This window comes from Pantoea sp. AS-PWVM4 (assembly GCF_000468095.1).
GTDB lineage: Bacteria > Pseudomonadota > Gammaproteobacteria > Enterobacterales > Enterobacteriaceae > Pantoea > Pantoea phytobeneficialis.
In genome coordinates this window covers 104,888-122,561 of the sequence record NZ_ASZC01000002.1, presented here as the reverse complement: position 1 = coordinate 122,561, position 17,674 = coordinate 104,888, and the positions used below count along the sequence as shown (strand labels likewise).

At 54.8% G+C, this 17,674-nt stretch carries 16 protein-coding genes and 7 tRNA genes; 21 read left to right on the top strand and 2 right to left on the bottom strand.

Features of this window, described 5'->3' with window-relative positions:
• The first annotated feature begins 52 nt into the window (after positions 1 to 52).
• The 7 genes from L579_RS00730 (at position 53) to L579_RS00700 (ending at position 723) form a co-directional block, all read left to right on the top strand.
• Positions 53 to 129 (top strand) — tRNA-Met (locus L579_RS00730).
• Positions 130 to 138: 9 nt separating this feature from the next.
• Positions 139 to 223 (top strand) — tRNA-Leu (locus L579_RS00725).
• A 22-nt stretch (positions 224 to 245) separates the two neighbouring features.
• A tRNA-Gln gene (locus L579_RS00720) sits at positions 246 to 320 on the top strand.
• Between the two features lie 34 nt (positions 321 to 354).
• A tRNA-Gln gene (locus L579_RS00715) sits at positions 355 to 429 on the top strand.
• Positions 430 to 460: 31 nt separating this feature from the next.
• Positions 461 to 537, top strand: a tRNA-Met gene (locus L579_RS00710).
• Positions 538 to 545: 8 nt separating this feature from the next.
• Positions 546 to 620: transfer RNA gene (locus tag L579_RS00705), tRNA-Gln, on the top strand.
• A gap of 28 nt (positions 621 to 648) precedes the next feature.
• Positions 649 to 723: transfer RNA gene (locus L579_RS00700), tRNA-Gln, on the top strand.
• Between the two features lie 152 nt (positions 724 to 875).
• Here L579_RS00700 and ubiF read toward each other — a convergent pair.
• A complete protein-coding gene (gene ubiF, locus L579_RS00695; protein WP_021182383.1) occupies positions 876 to 2,048 on the bottom strand; it encodes a 3-demethoxyubiquinol 3-hydroxylase in 1,173 nt (390 codons plus the stop codon).
• Positions 2,049 to 2,209: 161 nt separating this feature from the next.
• On the opposite strand from ubiF, the gene miaB reads away from it, so the two are divergent.
• The 9 genes from miaB (at position 2,210) to L579_RS00650 (ending at position 11,551) form a co-directional block, all read left to right on the top strand.
• A complete protein-coding gene (gene miaB / locus L579_RS00690) occupies positions 2,210 to 3,634 on the top strand; it encodes a tRNA (N6-isopentenyl adenosine(37)-C2)-methylthiotransferase MiaB (RefSeq protein ID WP_021182382.1) in 1,425 nt (474 codons plus the stop codon).
• A 208-nt stretch (positions 3,635 to 3,842) separates the two neighbouring features.
• Entirely contained in the window at positions 3,843 to 4,907 is a 1,065-nt protein-coding gene (locus L579_RS00685; RefSeq protein ID WP_021182381.1) for a PhoH family protein, read from the top strand.
• Positions 4,904 to 5,377: an rRNA maturation RNase YbeY gene (gene ybeY / locus L579_RS00680; protein ID WP_021182380.1), complete on the top strand. Its 474-nt coding sequence runs from the start codon at positions 4,904 to 4,906 to the stop codon at positions 5,375 to 5,377. Before L579_RS00685 ends, ybeY begins: the two co-directional genes overlap by 4 nt.
• A gap of 82 nt (positions 5,378 to 5,459) precedes the next feature.
• Positions 5,460 to 6,341, top strand: coding sequence for a CNNM family magnesium/cobalt transport protein CorC (gene corC / locus L579_RS00675; RefSeq protein ID WP_036624428.1), 882 nt, complete (start codon positions 5,460 to 5,462; stop codon positions 6,339 to 6,341).
• A 4-nt stretch (positions 6,342 to 6,345) separates the two neighbouring features.
• Positions 6,346 to 7,872 (top strand): apolipoprotein N-acyltransferase, encoded by a 1,527-nt coding sequence (lnt, locus tag L579_RS00670; protein ID WP_021182378.1) that lies wholly within the window; start codon positions 6,346 to 6,348, stop codon positions 7,870 to 7,872.
• Between the two features lie 435 nt (positions 7,873 to 8,307).
• Positions 8,308 to 9,234 carry a glutamate/aspartate ABC transporter substrate-binding protein gene (locus L579_RS00665; RefSeq protein WP_021182377.1) on the top strand — a complete coding sequence of 309 codons (927 nt, stop codon included), beginning with the start codon at positions 8,308 to 8,310 and terminating at the stop codon, positions 9,232 to 9,234.
• Positions 9,235 to 9,407: 173 nt separating this feature from the next.
• Positions 9,408 to 10,148 (top strand): amino acid ABC transporter permease, encoded by a 741-nt coding sequence (locus L579_RS00660; protein ID WP_021182376.1) that lies wholly within the window; start codon positions 9,408 to 9,410, stop codon positions 10,146 to 10,148.
• On the top strand, positions 10,148 to 10,825 hold the full coding sequence (gltK, locus tag L579_RS00655) for a glutamate/aspartate ABC transporter permease GltK (protein WP_021182375.1): 678 nt from the start codon (positions 10,148 to 10,150) through the stop codon (positions 10,823 to 10,825). The genes L579_RS00660 and gltK overlap by 1 nt, the downstream gene beginning before the upstream one ends.
• Positions 10,826 to 11,551: an amino acid ABC transporter ATP-binding protein gene (locus tag L579_RS00650; RefSeq protein ID WP_013508259.1), complete on the top strand. Its 726-nt coding sequence runs from the start codon at positions 10,826 to 10,828 to the stop codon at positions 11,549 to 11,551.
• A 47-nt stretch (positions 11,552 to 11,598) separates the two neighbouring features.
• Here L579_RS00650 and L579_RS00645 read toward each other — a convergent pair whose 3' ends face one another.
• On the bottom strand, positions 11,599 to 12,081 hold the full coding sequence (locus tag L579_RS00645) for a zinc ribbon-containing protein (protein ID WP_021182374.1): 483 nt from the start codon (positions 12,079 to 12,081) through the stop codon (positions 11,599 to 11,601).
• 214 nt (positions 12,082 to 12,295) lie between these two features.
• Here L579_RS00645 and leuS point away from each other — a divergent pair, with 214 nt between their 5' ends.
• From leuS to rsfS, 5 genes are all read left to right on the top strand, one after another.
• Positions 12,296 to 14,878: a leucine--tRNA ligase gene (leuS, locus tag L579_RS00640; protein WP_021182373.1), complete on the top strand. Its 2,583-nt coding sequence runs from the start codon at positions 12,296 to 12,298 to the stop codon at positions 14,876 to 14,878.
• A gap of 14 nt (positions 14,879 to 14,892) precedes the next feature.
• Entirely contained in the window at positions 14,893 to 15,489 is a 597-nt protein-coding gene (gene lptE / locus L579_RS00635; RefSeq protein WP_021182372.1) for an LPS assembly lipoprotein LptE, read from the top strand.
• Positions 15,486 to 16,517 (top strand): DNA polymerase III subunit delta, encoded by a 1,032-nt coding sequence (holA, locus tag L579_RS00630; protein ID WP_021182371.1) that lies wholly within the window; start codon positions 15,486 to 15,488, stop codon positions 16,515 to 16,517. The genes lptE and holA overlap by 4 nt, the downstream gene beginning before the upstream one ends.
• The gene (gene nadD / locus L579_RS00625) at positions 16,510 to 17,154 is read left to right on the top strand and encodes a nicotinate-nucleotide adenylyltransferase (RefSeq protein ID WP_021182370.1); all 645 of its coding nucleotides are present in this window, start codon (positions 16,510 to 16,512) and stop codon (positions 17,152 to 17,154) included. The genes holA and nadD overlap by 8 nt, the downstream gene beginning before the upstream one ends.
• Positions 17,155 to 17,355: 201 nt before the next feature.
• Positions 17,356 to 17,673 carry a ribosome silencing factor gene (gene rsfS, locus L579_RS00620; protein WP_036624423.1) on the top strand — a complete coding sequence of 106 codons (318 nt, stop codon included), beginning with the start codon at positions 17,356 to 17,358 and terminating at the stop codon, positions 17,671 to 17,673.
• The last annotated feature ends 1 nt before the right edge of the window (position 17,674 follow it).

The window sequence follows — 17,674 nt, the reverse complement described above, 5'->3', positions numbered from 1 at the left end:
AATACGCATAATGCGCCCCGCAACGCCGATGAAGGTAGCGCGAAAAAAAGATGGCTACGTAGCTCAGCTGGTTAGAGCACAGCACTCATAATGCTGGGGTCACAGGTTCGATTCCCGTCGTAGCCACCATCTTTTTTTGCGGGAGTGGCGAAATTGGTAGACGCACCAGATTTAGGTTCTGGCGCCGCAAGGTGTGCGAGTTCAAGTCTCGCCTCCCGCACCATTTCCAGTCTTCGGCAGCCGGATGGGGTATCGCCAAGCGGTAAGGCACCGGTTTTTGATACCGGCATTCCCTGGTTCGAATCCAGGTACCCCAGCCAATCCGATGAACTCTCGTGGATATGAGTCGACTATTGGGATATCGCCAAGCGGTAAGGCACCGGTTTTTGATACCGGCATTCCCTGGTTCGAATCCAGGTATCCCAGCCATCGTCGGATGTGATGTAAAGCAGTACAATTTGGCTACGTAGCTCAGCTGGTTAGAGCACAGCACTCATAATGCTGGGGTCACAGGTTCGATTCCCGTCGTAGCCACCATATAAAATTGGGGTGTCGCCAAGCGGTAAGGCAGTGGATTCTGATTCCACCATTCCGGGGTTCGAATCCCTGCACCCCAGCCATACAAAGACAATTTGACCAAACACCTATTGGGGTGTCGCCAAGCGGTAAGGCACCGGATTCTGATTCCGGCATTCCGGGGTTCGAATCCCTGCACCCCAGCCAAATTGCACAATAAAGCCCGCTTTTGCGGGCTTTATTGTTTTCTGGGTTTATGTAAAAACACATCCCCCGTAGCGGCGCGATTTATCGCGCTCTTTTGATTTTAAAACCTGCGCGATAAATCGCGCCGCTACGGAATGTGCAAAAATGCCAGATTAAAGCCCCAACGCGTAACGCAGCACCTGACGTTTTAACGCACCGGCGTGCTCAGCAGCGATCAATCCCAGATTACGGGCGAAACGCAGCGGCGGCAGTTTATTGCTGAAAGCGAAGTAAAACAGATCCATTCCGCCCTGCATCAACAAATTATCTCTGCGGCGCTGGCGCTGATAACGCTGCAACACCGCCGCCGATGACCACGACTCCGCCTGACTACGCGCCTGCACCAGCGTATCCAGCAACGCATCCACATCACGATAGCCAAGATTCACCCCCTGCCCGGCCAACGGATTGATGGTATGCGCCGCATCGCCAACCAATGCCAGCCCGGCGGTGACATAGCGCGTTGCATGGCGTCGCACCAGCGGAAAGGATGCCGCCGCCTGCACCTGAAAACGCCCCACGCGCGCCGGAAAATGCGCGTGGATCTCTTTTTCCAGCTGTGGCAACGGCAAACTCTGCAACTGACGAATACGTGCTGGCGCGTCATACCACACCAGCGAAGCATGCCTGCCGAACAGCGGCAAGAACGCGCGCGGCCCTTCCGGCGTAAACTGTTGCCAGGTGGCATCCCCGGCGTCATGTTCACACTCGACGCTAATCAACATGCAAGATTGCGCGTAGTTCCAGCCATGCACACCAATCCCGGCCAATTGGCGCACGCGAGAATTGGCACCATCAGCCCCCACCACCAGTCTGGCATCCAGCGTGGTGCCATTGTCCAGTTGCACATGCCAACCGCCGCTGTGCGGCAGCACATTATCCAGGCTGGCCGGGGCGCATAAGGTCACCCCATCTTCCTGCATCTTTTCCCACAACGCGCGTTGCAGCACGCTGTTCTCAACCATATAACCCAGTTCAGGCAGACCAAGTGATGCCGCATCAAAGGTGACATGGGCCGTTTGCCATTCCCAGGTTTCCAGCTTGCGGTAAGGTGCACAACGCATCGCCTGCACACGCGGCCAGACGTTAAGCTGTTGCAGCAACGCCACCGATGACGCACCAATGGCGGAAATACGAACATCCGGCGCGCGCGCCGCATCAAAAGGGGCCGGTTCAGCCCGCTCAACCACCGCCACACGGAATTGCTGCTGCGCCAGGCCGCAGGCCAGGGCTGCACCAACCATCCCGCCGCCAATCACCACCACATCAAAATGTGAATCCTGCATTACCGTTATCCCTCATATCTAACGCAGCGCTCATTGTGCGAAGTGTACCGGAAATTCACGTCACGATCAGAAAAGCCCTTACCCTTATACTGGTCACAACAGCAGCAAAGCATTACAATACGCGCCCAGCACTTACCTGCACTGAATTAATGGCTAGTCCAATGACCAAAAAACTGCATATCAAAACCTGGGGCTGTCAGATGAATGAGTATGATTCATCGAAGATGGCTGACCTGCTGAACAGCACCCACGGCTACACCCTGACTGAGGAAGCCGAAGAGGCAGACGTTCTGCTGCTCAACACCTGTTCCATTCGTGAGAAGGCACAGGAGAAGGTTTTCCATCAGTTAGGACGCTGGAAAACGCTGAAAGAGCGTAATCCCGACCTCATCATTGGCGTGGGTGGCTGCGTGGCTTCTCAGGAAGGCGACCATATTCGCCAGCGCGCGCCCTGCGTCGATATCGTGTTTGGTCCACAAACGCTGCATCGCCTGCCGGAGATGATCAACACCGTGCGCGGCAGCAAAAGTCCAATCGTCGATATCAGCTTCCCGGAAATTGAGAAATTTGACCGTCTGCCCGAACCGCGTGCAGAAGGCCCGACAGCGTTTGTTTCCATCATGGAAGGCTGCAACAAATACTGTACTTTCTGCGTGGTGCCTTACACCCGTGGCGAAGAAGTGAGCCGTCCAAGTGACGACATTCTGCTGGAAATCGCCCAGTTGGCGGCCCAGGGTGTGCGCGAAGTTAACCTGCTGGGCCAGAACGTCAACGCGTATCGCGGCGCGACCTTCGACGGTGACTTCTGCACCTTCGCTGAACTGCTGCGTCTGGTGGCGGCGATTGACGGTATCGACCGCATCCGTTTCACCACCAGCCATCCGATTGAGTTCACGGACGATATCATTGAGGTTTACCGTGATACGCCGGAGCTGGTCAGCTTCCTGCATCTGCCGGTACAGAGCGGCGCTGACCGCATTCTGACGCTGATGAAACGCGCGCACACGGCGCTGGAGTACAAAGCGATCATCCGTAAACTGCGCGTGGCGCGTCCGGATATTGAAATCAGCTCCGACTTTATCATCGGCTTCCCCGGTGAAACCCAGCAGGATTTCGAACAGACCATGAAGCTGATTGGCGATATCAATTTCGACATGAGCTTTAGCTTTATCTACTCCGCACGCCCTGGTACGCCAGCGGCCGACCTGCCGGACGATGTGCCGGAAGAGGAGAAGAAGCAACGCCTGTACATCCTGCAAGACCGCATCAACCAGCAGGCGATGGGCATCAGCCGCCGTATGTTGGGTACCGTGCAGCGCATCCTGGTGGAAGGTACCTCACGTAAAAACGTGATGGAGCTGTCAGGTCGTACCGCAAACAACCGCGTGGTGAATTTCGAAGGCTCGGTCGGCATGATTGGTAAGTTCGTTGACGTGGAAATCGTCGATGTTTATACCAACTCATTACGTGGCAAAGTGGTACGTACAGAAGACGAGATGGGCCTGCGTGTGGTAGAAAGCCCGGCGTCGGTGATTGCGCGTACGCGTAAAGAGAACGAAATCGGCGTAGGTCTGTTCCAGCCTTGAAACCCCGACCTTTGAGCGACAGCGCACAAAACGCTGTCGCCTGTTGCCTCAGGCAGCACTTGCATTCTGGCAGTGCTGCCCAAATATCTCCCCTGAAGCTTGCGCCCAGGCGTTGCCCCATAAATAATTCCGTAATGATGCGTCGGGCCTTGCTGCCACGCCTCGGATACACTTTTTCAACTGGCCCTGAGTGACCCAAAGGATTCATTTGAATATCGAAACTCGTGAAATCGCCCTTGAACCGGTAGATAACCGCCGACTGCTCAGCCTGTGCGGTCCATTTGATGACAATGTGAAACAGCTGGAACGGCGTCTGGGGATCGAAATCAACCGCCGTGACAACCAATTTAAACTGGTGGGCCGCACGCTGTGCGTCAACGCCGCAGCAGATATTCTGCGCACCCTGTATGTGGATACGGCACCCGTACGTGGTCAGTTCCAGGATATCGAACCCGAGCAAATCCATTTAGCGATTAAAGAGAGTCGCGTACTGGAACAAAGTGCGGAGAGCGTGCCGGAGTACGGTAAAGCGGTCAATATCAAGACCAAACGCGGCGTGATTAAACCGCGCACGCCCAACCAGGCGCAATACATCGCCAATATTCTCGACCATGACATTACCTTTGGTATCGGTCCTGCCGGTACGGGTAAAACCTATCTGGCGGTCGCTGCCGCAGTCGATGCGCTGGAACGCCAGGAAATTCGCCGTATTCTGCTGACGCGTCCGGCGGTGGAAGCCGGCGAGAAACTTGGTTTCCTGCCAGGCGATCTCAGCCAGAAAGTCGATCCTTATCTGCGCCCACTTTACGATGCGTTGTTCGAGATGCTCGGTTTTGAGCGGGTTGAAAAACTGATGGAACGCAACGTCATCGAAGTGGCACCGCTGGCGTATATGCGTGGCCGTACGCTGAATGATGCCTTTATCATCCTTGATGAGAGCCAGAACACCACCATCGAGCAGATGAAGATGTTCCTGACGCGTATTGGGTTTAACTCCAAAGCAGTGATTACCGGTGACGTGACGCAGATTGACCTGCCGCGCCATACGAAATCCGGCCTGCGCCATGCTATCGAAGTGTTGTCCGAAGTCGATGAACTCAGCTTTAACTTCTTCCACAGCGAAGATGTGGTACGTCACCCGGTGGTGGCGCGCATCGTTATCGCCTATGAAGCCTGGGAAGAAGCAGACCAGAAGCGCCGTGATAAACAGGCCGAAGAGCGTAAACGTGAAGCGCTCGCGGCCACCCAACCCAGCCCGCAGGAGCCTTCATGAGCGCGGTAATTCTTGATCTACAACTGGCTTGTGCTGACAGCCAGGGCTTACCTGACGAAGCGGCTTTCCAGCGTTGGCTGGAAGCTGCCGTCACCCCGTTCCAGCCCGAGAGCGAAGTGACGATACGTCTGGTTGATGAAGCGGAAAGCCATGAGCTAAATCTGACTTATCGTGGGAAAGACAAGCCGACCAACGTGCTCTCTTTCCCCTTTGAAGCCCCACCCGGCATTGAGTTGCCGCTGCTGGGTGACCTGATTATTTGCCGCCAGGTCGTGGAGCAAGAAGCCGTTGAACAAGGGAAAACCCTGGAAGCCCACTGGGCGCACATGGTGGTGCACGGTACACTGCACCTGCTGGGTTACGACCATATCGAAGACGATGAAGCCGAAGAAATGGAAGCGCTGGAGACCGAGATAATGCTTGCCCTTGGTTATCCGGACCCGTACATTTCGGAGAAAGAAGACGCCTGAGCCACTGGCTTCGGTCATTATGCTGCTGGCGTGGACGCCGGCAGTTTCCTTCCCTCACCAGAGAGAACTAAATAAAAACGCCATGAGCGACGACCATTCTCAAAACAGCGATGCACCCAGTAGTAAAAAGGGATTTTTTTCCCTGCTAATCAACCAATTGTTCCACGGCGAACCGAAAAACCGTGACGAACTGCTGGGGCTAATCCGCGATTCTGAGCAAAAAGAACTGATCGACCAGGACACCCGCGACATGCTGGAAGGGGTGCTGGATATTGCCGAACAACGCGTGCGCGACATCATGATCCCACGTTCCCAGATGATCACCCTGAAACGTAACCAGAGCCTCGAAGAGTGCCTGGCGGTGATCATCGAATCGGCCCATTCCCGCTTTCCGGTGATCAGCGAAGATAAAGACCACGTTGAAGGCATTCTGATGGCGAAGGATTTGCTGCCCTTTATGAGCAGCGCCTCAGAACCTTTCAGCATGGAGAAGGTACTGCGTCCGGCAGTCGTGGTGCCGGAAAGCAAGCGTGTGGACCGCATGCTGAAAGAGTTCCGTTCACAGCGCTATCATATGGCGATTGTGATTGATGAGTTTGGCGGCGTGTCCGGTCTGGTGACCATTGAAGACATCCTTGAACTGATCGTCGGAGAGATTGAAGACGAGTATGACGATGAAGAAGATCGTGATATCCGTCAGTTAAACCGCCACACCTACACCGTGCGTGCGTTGACGCCGATTGAAGACTTCAACGAGGTGTTTGGTACCGGCTTCAGTGATGACGAAGTGGATACCATTGGCGGTCTGGTGATGCAGGGATTCGGCCACCTTCCCGCGCGCGGTGAAAGCATTGAAATTGATGGTTACCAATTCAAGGTCGCCATGGCTGACAGCCGCCGTATCATCCAGGTGCATGTAAAAATTCCGGAAGACTCGCCGCTCCCTCAACTGGATGACGAATAACTTTATGGCTTTAGCCTCTCTCTACTCGCGGCAGCGGGTTCGCCTGCTGCTGGCGTTAATTACGGGTGCCATCGGCACCCTTTCCTTTTCCCCGTATGATTTCTGGCCCGCGGCGCTGATTTCGCTGTGTGGCCTGCAACTGTTATTGCTGGACCGTCGTACCGCTCAGGCGGCCGCGATTGGCTTCGCCTGGGCTTTTGGCCTGTTCGGCAGTGGTATCAACTGGGTATACGTCAGCATTGCGACTTTTGGCGGTATGCCGGGACCGGTTAACGTTTTCCTGGTGGTGTTGCTGGCTGCCTACCTGTCGCTCTACCCGATGCTGTTTGCCATCCTGCTTAATCGCCTGTGGCCTCGCGTCACGTTATGGCGTCTGGCAGTGGCGGCCCCGGCATTATGGCAAATCACCGAGTTCCTGCGCGGCTGGATCCTCACCGGTTTTCCGTGGCTCCAGTTTGGTTACAGCCAGATTGATGGCCCGCTGAAAGGCCTGGCTCCGCTGGCCGGAGTGGAAACCATTACCTTCCTGTTGATGGTCATTGCCGGTCTGCTGGCGTATGCGCTGCATCAACGCAACGTCAAAAGCCTGATCGCTGCCGCACTGCTGCTGTTGCTGCCGTGGCCGCTACGCATGTTGCAGTGGTATCAACCGCTGCCGGAGCGCAGTGTCAATGTCGCGATGGTACAGGGCAACATTCCGCAATCGATGAAGTGGGATCCCCAGCAACTGCTGAATACCCTGCGGGTCTACACCTCTTACAGCCAGCCGTGGATGGGCAAAGCGCCGATTATTATCTGGCCGGAATCGGCGATTACCGATCTGGAAAGCAATCAGCAACCGTTCCTGCGTGCGCTGGATGAAGAATTGCGCGCACGCGGTAGCTCACTCATCACTGGCATCGTCGATTCACGTCTGGAAGGCGATAACCGTTACCACGATTACAACTCGGTGATTGTGTTGGGTGGCGAACAACCTTACAGCTATCAAAGCCAAAACCGTTACCAGAAAAACCATCTGGTGCCGTTTGGTGAGTTTGTCCCGCTGGAAGAATTGCTACGACCGCTGGCACCGTTTTTCGATTTGCCAATGTCGTCCTTCAGCCGTGGCGCGTATATCCAGCCTGCGCTGAAAGTGGCGGGTTATAACCTGACCACCGCCATCTGCTATGAAATCGTATTGGGTGAACAGGTTCGCGCCAATTTCCATCAGGACACTAACTTCCTGCTTACCGTCTCGAATGATGCCTGGTTTGGTCACTCCATCGGCCCGTGGCAGCATTTCCAGATGGCGAGAATGCGGGCGCTGGAGCTGGGTCGTCCGTTACTGCGTGATACCAATAATGGCGTCACGGCGGTGGTTAACGCCAACGGAGAGGTTGAGAAGATGCTGCCGCAGTTCACCCGTGATGTGCTGACCGCCAAAGTGACTCCGACTACCGGTGAAACCCCCTATGCCAAAGCCGGTATTTGGCCGGTGTGGGTACTGACATTCCTGGGCGTAGTGCTGGCGCTGTTTCGACGTCGTCACTAACCTCCCACTTTTTACCAAGGCGAAGCTCATCCTTCGCCTTTTTTTATCGCATTTTTCCGCTCCCTTCCCGTGGCTTTACCACATTCTCTGCTGGCTTTTTACACTCATTAATCGCTTTGGCACGATCATTGCTATTTATTTCAGTGTTTTTCGCAAACATCAGCTTTTGTCAGCGTAATGTTCGCCATGAAGCACCGTAATAAGGCAATGATGCGCACCATTGTGGCGCACAGGTCAAATTTTGCTTTTTATTGGTGCGGAGCGGCTCGCAAAAAAGAAACTTTTCTGTTTCATTGCGTTAACAATTCGCTATGTTAAGCACTATCCTGCGCGCGGTTGCGCTACGGGATAATCAGAAAAGCAGCGAAAAATACACACAACATCACAATCTGCGCAGTTTATCTGCTGTGCACCAGCAATACGAAGGAGTTGGAGATGAAATTACGGAAACTGGGCCTTTGCCTGGCTCTGGCTGGCCTCGCCTCCGTGGCTCATGCGGAAGATGCTAAACCGGCAGCCGCAGCACCGGCCGATCAGCAAGTCAGCACGCTGGATAAAATCAGCAAAAATGGCGTGATTGTCGTTGGGCATCGCGAATCGTCTGTTCCCTTCTCTTACTACGACAATGAGCAAAAAGTCGTCGGCTATTCGCAGGATTACTCCAACGCGATTGTTGAAGCCATTAAGAAAAAGCTGAACAAACCGGATTTGCAGGTCAAAATGCTGCCAATCACCTCGCAGAACCGTATTCCGTTGCTGCAAAACGGCACCTTTGATTTCGAATGTGGTTCCACCACCAACAACCTGGAACGTCAGCAACAGGCAGCCTTCTCTGACACCATCTTCGTGGTAGGTACACGTCTGCTGGTGAAAAAAGGCGGCCCGATTAAAGATTTCGCTGATCTGAAAGGTAAAACCGTGGTTGTCACCTCCGGCACCACCTCAGAAATTCTGCTGAACAAGCTGAATGATTCACAAAAAATGGGCATGCGTATTATCAGCGCCAAAGATCACGGTGACTCCTTCCGTACGCTGGAAACCGGTCGTGCCGTGGCCTTTATGATGGATGACGCCCTGCTGGCCGGTGAACGCGCCAAAGCGAAGAAACCGGATAACTGGGAAATCCTCGGCACGCCGCAATCGCATGAAGCTTACGGCTGTATGCTGCGCAAAAACGATCCTGAGTTTAAAAAGCTGATGGATGACACCATTGCCCAGGCGCAGACCTCTGGCGAAGCGGCCAAATGGTTTGATAAGTGGTTCAAAAATCCGATCCCGCCAAAAGGCATGAACATCAATTTTGATCTCTCGGATGATATGAAAGCGCTGTTCAAAGCACCAAACGACAAGGCAATGAACTAACAATCACAATAAGGGCGGCCCTGCTGCCCTCTCGATTGCTGAAAACACGGTGCGGACAGACAGACTCTCACAGGTCGTTCCCCTGAGAAGAGTAAGCAAGACACCGTTCATCAATCTTCCGGGTAACTTGTACCCTACAGGTATAAGTTACCCTTTTTTTACCGGAGCTCGTTATGGGTATCGACTGGAACTGGGGCATCTTTTTACAACCGGCCCCGTTCGGCAACACGACCTACCTCGGCTGGCTGTGGTCCGGATTTCAGGTGACCATTGCCGTCTCCTGCTGCGCCTGGATTATCGCTTTCTTTGTAGGTTCCTTCTTTGGCATTCTGCGTACCGTGCCTAATCGCCTGTTATCAACGATTGGTACTTGTTACGTGGAGTTGTTCCGCAATATTCCACTGATTGTGCAGTTCTTCTTCTGGTATCTGGTCGCGCCGGAACTGGTGGGGGAGAACCTTGGCATGTGGTTTAAATCGGAACTGGACCCGAACATTCAATTCTTCTCTTCATCGGTGATTTGCCTTGGGCTATTCACCGGTGCGCGCGTCAGTGAGCAGGTGCGTGCCGCAATTCAGTCGTTGCCGCGCGGCCAGAAAAATGCGGGGCTGGCGATGGGTCTGACGCTGCCGCAAACTTATCGCTACGTGCTGCTGCCAAATGCGTATCGCGTGATTGTGCCGCCGATGACCTCGGAAATGCTTAACCTGGTGAAGAACTCCGCCATCGCCTCAACCATCGGTTTGGTAGATATGGCCGCGCAGGCGGGTAAGTTGCTGGATTACTCAGCACACGCCTACGAATCTTTCACCGCCATCACCCTGGCTTACATTGGTATTAACCTGGTGATTATGCTGCTGATGAGTCTGGTGGAGCGCAAAGTGCGACTGCCCGGCAATATGGGAGGGAAATAATGTACGATTTTGACTGGAGTTCAATTCCTCCCAGCCTGCCCTACCTGCTGAACGGTATGGTGATTACCCTCAAAATCACGCTGACTGCGGTGGTGTTCGGTATCATTTGGGGCACCATCCTCGCGGTGATGCGCCTGTCGCCCTTCACGCCGGTCCGCTGGTTTGCCAAGTTGTACGTCAACCTGTTCCGCTCCGTACCGCTGGTGATGGTGCTGCTGTGGTTTTATCTGGTGGTGCCGAGTTTCCTGCAACAGGTGCTGGGCTTGTCGCCGAAGACCGATATTCGCCTCATCTCCGCGATGGTAGCCTTTTCGCTGTTTGAAGCCGCTTACTACTCGGAGATTATCCGAGCCGGCATCATCAGTATCGCCCGTGGGCAATCCAGTGCCGCACTGGCGCTGGGCATGACCCACTGGCAATCGATGCAACTGGTGATCCTGCCGCAGGCGTTTCGTGCGATGGTGCCGCTGTTACTGACCCAGGGGATTGTGCTGTTTCAGGATACCTCGCTGGTGTACGTACTCAGCCTGGCAGACTTCTTCCGCACCGCGTCCACCATTGGTGAGCGTGACGGTACCCAGGTAGAAATGATTTTGTTTGCCGGACTGGTCTACTTTGTGATCAGCCTGAGCGCTTCGCTGTTGGTTAGTTATCTGAAAAGAAAAAGGACGGTTTAAATGATTAGCCTGAAAAATGTATCTAAGTGGTATGGGCACTTTCAGGTGCTGACCGACTGCTCCACCGAAGTGAAAACCGGTGAAGTGGTGGTGGTATGCGGTCCGTCCGGCTCTGGCAAATCAACGCTGATCAAAACGGTGAACGGTCTGGAACCTATCCAGCAGGGCAGCATTCAGGTCACCGGCATCGAAGTCAACGACAAGAAAACCAACCTTGCACAGCTACGCAGCAAAGTCGGTATGGTGTTCCAGCACTTCGAACTGTTCCCGCACCTCAGCATCGTCGACAACCTGACGCTGGCGCAGGTCAAAGTGCTGAAGCGCGATAAGAAGGCGGCGCGCGAAAAAGGGCTGAAGCTGTTGGCGCGTGTCGGCTTATCCGCGCATGCTGACAAGTTTCCCGGCCAGCTCTCCGGCGGCCAGCAGCAGCGTGTCGCGATCGCCCGTGCGCTGTGCATGGATCCGGTGGCCATGTTGTTCGATGAGCCAACTTCAGCGCTCGACCCGGAAATGATCAATGAAGTGCTGGACGTGATGGTGGAACTGGCGCAGGAAGGGATGACCATGATGGTGGTTACCCACGAAATGGGCTTTGCCCGCAAAGTCGCCAATCGCGTGATCTTTATGGACGAAGGCAAAATTGTTGAAGACACCAACAAGGATGATTTCTTTAACAATCCGCAATCAGATCGCGCCAAAGACTTCCTGGCGAAGATCCTGCACTAACGCATAACCCGTCGTGGCGCGATAAATCGCGCCGCGACGAAATAGGATCAGGGTTCAAATGGCTGGCGCTGGAACTGATCGTGGCCGCATTCCGGGCAACGGGTTAAGGTCTCCGGGGTATAAATGGCGCGGGTGAAATGACACTTCTCGCATACCAGATTCCCCAGCCCCACCACTTCGCCGCTTTGATAGACGCCATGATGACGCAGATCCTGAAACACTTCGCGCCACTCCAGTTGGCTCTTATCGGTGATATCAGCCAGCTCCTTCCAGATGCTCTCACGGATAACACGCATAAAGACCGAGTCACCCACTGCATCGGATGATTCCTCATAGCTGAGTGCGAACTCCTGGAGATCCCGCCGTACTGCACGCATCACTTCATCGACCTCTGCCGACGTCAAATTCTGCTGCGCCAGCAGGCGCAGACGTGCACTGGCAACCAGCGCCTCGATATCACGCTCGCCACGTTCCAGCCGTTGGGTTAATGCCGCTACCGTCGCACGATAGACCTGCGCCACGTTATTCATTTTGTTCTCCTTTCTGCTGCGAATGCCCTGATTAAGTTTAGTCACTGGCAAGTGCACGCGTTGAGGAAATCACAAAAGGGTGAATGTGGCGGCGCATTCAGTAGAAATCGCGCGGGCAAAGGCGCGAAGTGTTGTTGAGGGGCAGCCTTATGGGTATGCTATGCGGATCTAAAAGTACGCTTAGAGCGATATTCATTAAGGACCACAGGCAGCCATGCAAGAGCAATACCGCCCGGAAGAGATAGAATCCCGCGTCCAGCAGCACTGGGACGAAAATGAAACCTTTAAAGTGACCGAGCAGGAAGGCAAAGAGAAATACTACTGCCTCTCTATGCTGCCCTATCCTTCCGGCCGCCTGCACATGGGCCATGTGCGTAACTACACCATCGGTGATGTGATTGCCCGTTATCAGCGTCTGCTGGGCAAAAACGTGCTGCAACCCATTGGCTGGGATGCATTTGGTCTGCCCGCCGAAGGTGCGGCAGTCAAAAATAACACCGCCCCTGCCCCCTGGACGTACGACAACATCCAGTACATGAAAAACCAGCTCAAACTGCTGGGTTTTGGCTATGACTGGAGCCGTGAACTGGCAACCTGCCAGCCGGAATATTATCGCTGGGAACAATGGTTCTTCACCAAGCTGTACGAAAAAGGCCTGGTTTATAAAAAGACCTCGGCGGTTAACTGGTGCCCAAATGACCAGACCGTTCTGGCGAACGAGCAGGTCATTGACGGCTGCTGCTGGCGTTGTGACACCAAAGTGGAGCGTAAAGAGATTCCACAATGGTTTGTCAAAATCACTGACTATGCTGAAGAACTGCTGAACGACCTCGACAAGCTGGAAGATTGGCCGGAACAGGTCAAAACCATGCAGCGCAACTGGATTGGCCGCTCAGAAGGCGTGGAGATCACTTTCAACGTTGCAAACAGCGACGAAAAAGTGACGGTCTACACCACTCGCCCGGACACCTTTATGGGGGCGACTTACGTAGCCGTTGCCGCAGGCCATCCTTTGGCGCAGCAGGCTGCAACCAGCAACCCGGCACTGGTGGACTTCATTGACGAATGCCGCAACACCAAAGTGGCAGAAGCCGATATGGCGACGATGGAGAAAAAAGGTATGGCCACCGGCCTGCATGCCATCCATCCGCTGACCGGCGAAGAGATCCCGGTGTGGGTCGCCAACTTCGTCCTGATGGAGTATGGCACCGGTGCGGTGATGGCAGTTCCGGGCCATGACCAGCGCGACTGGGAATTCGCCACCAAATACGACCTGTCAATCAAGCCGGTTATTCTGAACCTCGATGGTACGGCACCCGACCTGAGTGCAGCCGCAATGACCGAAAAAGGCACGCTGTTTAACTCCGGCGAATATGACGGGCTCGACCATCAGGCAGGCTTCAACGCCATCGCCGATGCGCTGACCGCCAAAGGCGTTGGCGTGCGCAAAGTTAACTACCGTCTGCGCGACTGGGGTGTTTCCCGTCAGCGTTACTGGGGTGCGCCGATCCCGATGGTCACGCTGGAAGATGGCACCGTGATGCCAACCCCGGAAGATCAATTGCCGGTGATCCTGCCAGAAGACGTAGTGATGGACGGCATTACCAGCCCAATCAAAGCGGATCCTGAGTGGGCGAAAACCACCGTAAACGGCCAACCTGCGCTGCGTGAAACCGATACTTTTGACACCTTCATGGAGTCATCCTGGTACTACGCGCGTTACACCTGTGCCAACTACAACGAAGGTATGCTGGACCCGGCTGCTGCTAACTACTGGCTGCCGGTCGATCAGTATGTTGGCGGTATCGAACACGCCATCATGCACCTGATGTACTTCCGCTTCTATCACAAGCTGCTGCGTGATGCGGGCCTGGTGAACTCTGACGAGCCAGCCAAACGCCTGCTGTGTCAGGGCATGGTGCTGGCAGATGCCTTCTACTACGTGGGTGCCAACGGCGAGCGTAACTGGGTTTCTCCGGTTGACGTCAACGTCGAGCGCGATGAGAAAGGTCGCATCGTAAAAGCTATCGACAATCAGGGCCGCGAAGTGATTTACGCTGGCATGAGCAAAATGTCGAAGTCGAAAAACAACGGTATCGACCCGCAGTTGATGGTAGAACGTTACGGTGCAGATACCGTACGTCTGTTTATGATGTTTGCTTCCCCGGCAGAAATGACGCTGGAGTGGCAGGAATCAGGCGTGGAAGGCGCAAACCGCTTCCTGAAACGTGTCTGGAAACTGGCCTGGGATCACGTCGCAAAAGGTGCCACCGTTGCGCTGGATGTGAACAGCCTGAACGACGATCAGAAAGCGCTGCGTCGCGATCTGCACAAAACCATCGCCAAAGTGGCGGATGATATTGGCCGTCGTCAGACCTTCAACACCGCGATTGCAGCGATCATGGAGCTGATGAACAAACTGATCCGCGCACCGCAGGAGAGCGATCAGGATCGCGCCTTGTTGCAGGAAGCGTTGGTGGCTGTCACGCGTCTGCTGTACCCGTTCACACCGCACACCAGCTATGCCCTGTGGGAAGCGCTGGGCGGTGAAGGGACTATCGACGACGCCAGCTGGCCGGTCGCTGACGAAGCAGCTATGGTTGAAGACTCACTGCTGGTGGTGGTTCAGGTTAACGGCAAAGTGCGCGGCAAAATCACCGTTGCGCCCGATGCCACCCAGGAGCAGGTGCAGGCGCGTGCCGCGCAGGAGCATCTGGTGGCGAAATATCTGGAAGGCGTCACCATTCGTAAAGTGATTTATGTCCCCGGCAAACTGCTTAACCTGGTCGTGGGTTAAGTTCAGGAGGAACTGTGCGACAACTGATTATCAGGCTGTTTGTCCTGCTGGCGGTGATGATCACCGCTGGCTGTGGTTTTCATCCGCGTGGTACGACACAAATACCCGCGGAAATGAAAACGTTGATCGTCTCTACCGGCGATCCCTATGGTCCACTGGCTCGAACCGTTCGTCAGCAGTTGCGTCTGAATAATGTGCGCATTGTTGATGACACCAAAGATGCACGCGCCACTATTCCGACGCTACGTCTGGGTGCAGAACGCCAGGGCCGTGATACCGCATCGGTGTTCATTAGCGGGACCACCGCGGAATACTCGCTGGTGATGACCGTCACCGCGCAGGTATTGCTGCCAGGCAAAGGGATCTACCCGATCAGCACCACGGTGTATCGTTCGTTCTTCGACAACCCGAATGCCGCACTGGCGAAGGATGCCGAGCAGGACAAGATCGTGCAGGAGATGCGTCAACGTGCAGCCGAGCAACTGGTACGTAAGCTGCTGGTGGTGCATGCCGCACAGGAAAGCCAAAAAGACACGCTGCCAGAACCTGAGGTCATTGTCCCTGGAGAATCACCGGAAGTGCCCTCCTCGTCAGCTACCAGTCTGCAATGATCAGGATCTATCCTGAACAACTCAGCGCACAGCTCCGTGAGGGGCTGCGCGCCTGTTATTTTCTCACCGGCAATGAACCGCTACTGATTCAGGAGAGCGCCGACGCCATTCGAGCGGCGTCGACGACTCAGGGATTTGAAGAGCATTTCAGCGTGGCGCTGGATGCGCACACCAGTTGGGACGATTTGTTCGCCAGCTGTCAGTCACTCAGCCTGTTTACCCAACGCCAGACTTTAACTCTGCTGTTCCCGGATAATGGCCCGAATGCGGCGATGGCCGAACAGTTGGTCAAACTTGCCAGCCTGTTGCACAGCGATATTTTGCTGGTGCTGCGTATGGCAAAACTGACTAAAGCGCAGGAAAACAGCGCCTGGTTTAAAGCCCTGAGCGCTCAGGCAGTGCTGGTGCCCTGCCAGACGCCCGAGCAGGCCCAGTTGCCGCGTTGGGTGATGAATCGCGCTAAAGCGATGAAGCTTCAGGTGGACGACGCCGCCATCCAACTGCTTTGCTACTGTTATGAAGGCAATCTGCTGGCACTGGCGCAGGCACTGGAACGGCTGTCGTTATTATGGCCGGATGGCAAGCTGACGCTGCCTCGCGTGGAAGAAGCAGTGAACGATGCCGCACACTTTACCCCGTTTCACTGGGTAGATGCGCTGCTGGCTGGCAAAAGTAAACGCGCCCTGCACATCCTGCATCAGCTGGAGAAAGAAGACAGCGAAGTGGTGATCCTGCTGCGCAGTCTGCAACGAGATCTGCTGACGTTGCTGCATTTGCAACGCCATCAGGCGCAACAAGCGTTGCGTACCCTGATGGATCAACAGCGTATCTGGCAGAATCGGCGGGCGTTGTTTATGGAGGCGTTACAACGGCTGGATGCGCGCCGTCTGCAACGTGCTATTCATCTGCTGGCGGAGATTGAGCTGTCGATGAAACAGGATTACGGTCAAAATCTGTGGCCGCAGCTGGAAACCTTATCCCTGCTGCTGTGTCACCGCGATTTCCCGATGAGTTTTGCTGATGTCTGAACTTTATGCCCTGTTTGGCGGCACCTTTGATCCGATCCACTTTGGGCATCTGCATCCGGTTGAAGCGCTGGCGCAGCAGATCGGCCTGAAAAAAGTCACCCTGCTGCCGAACAATGTTCCCCCCCATCGCCCACAACCACAAGCCAGCGCCCGGCAACGTGTTGAAATGTTACGCTGTGCAATCGCTGACCGACCCTTGTTTGACATTGATACGCGCGAACTGGAACGCGACACACCGTCATGGACAGTGGCAACGCTGGAAGCATTACGTGCGGAACGTGGAGCGCAGCAGCCTCTCGGATTTATCATCGGTCAGGATTCTCTGCTAACGTTATCCAAATGGCACCGCTGGCAGGACTTGTTGTCGCTGTGTCATTTGCTGGTGTGCAAGCGTCCTGGCTATGCGACGCAGATGGACACCCCTGAGATGCAACAGTGGCTGGATCAGCATCTCGCCCGCGATGTGCAACAACTGCATCGTCTTCCGGCTGGCCATATCTGGCTGGCCGATACGCCGCTTTTCGACATTTCAGCCACAGAAATTCGGCAACGCCGTCATCTGGGCGTTTCCTGTACGGATTTATTGCCTGCATCGGTCATCAACTATATCGATCGTGCTGGCTTATACCTTGAATAATTCAGGTTGACGCCGGGCATTCCCGCCCTGTCTGGGCCGGGAGAATATTCGCCACGTATCTTCCGACAACCTGAAAGATGGGCGGAATATATCTATATTTCGCCGACCGATCGCGACATGCTATACTGCGCCGCTTCATATTTTGGCTGCGTTTCCAGGGCATTCAGCCTGCCCGTAATCACCTGTTTTGAGGGGAACCTTTTGCAAGGTAAAGCACTCCAAGAATTCGTTATTGATAAGATTGATGATCTCAAAGGCCAGGACATCGTCGCACTCGACGTTCAGGGCAAATCCAGCATCACCGATTGCATGATTATCTGCACAGGCACGTCAACCCGTCATGTGACCTCCATCGCTGACCATGTGATGCAGGAGTCACGCGCTGCCGGGCTGGCGCCGTTGGGCGTGGAAGGGAAAGCTGCCGCCGATTGGGTGGTTGTCGATCTCGGCGACGTGATTGTGCATGTTATGCAGGAAGAGAGCCGCCAGCTGTATGAGCTGGAAAAGCTCTGGAGCTAAG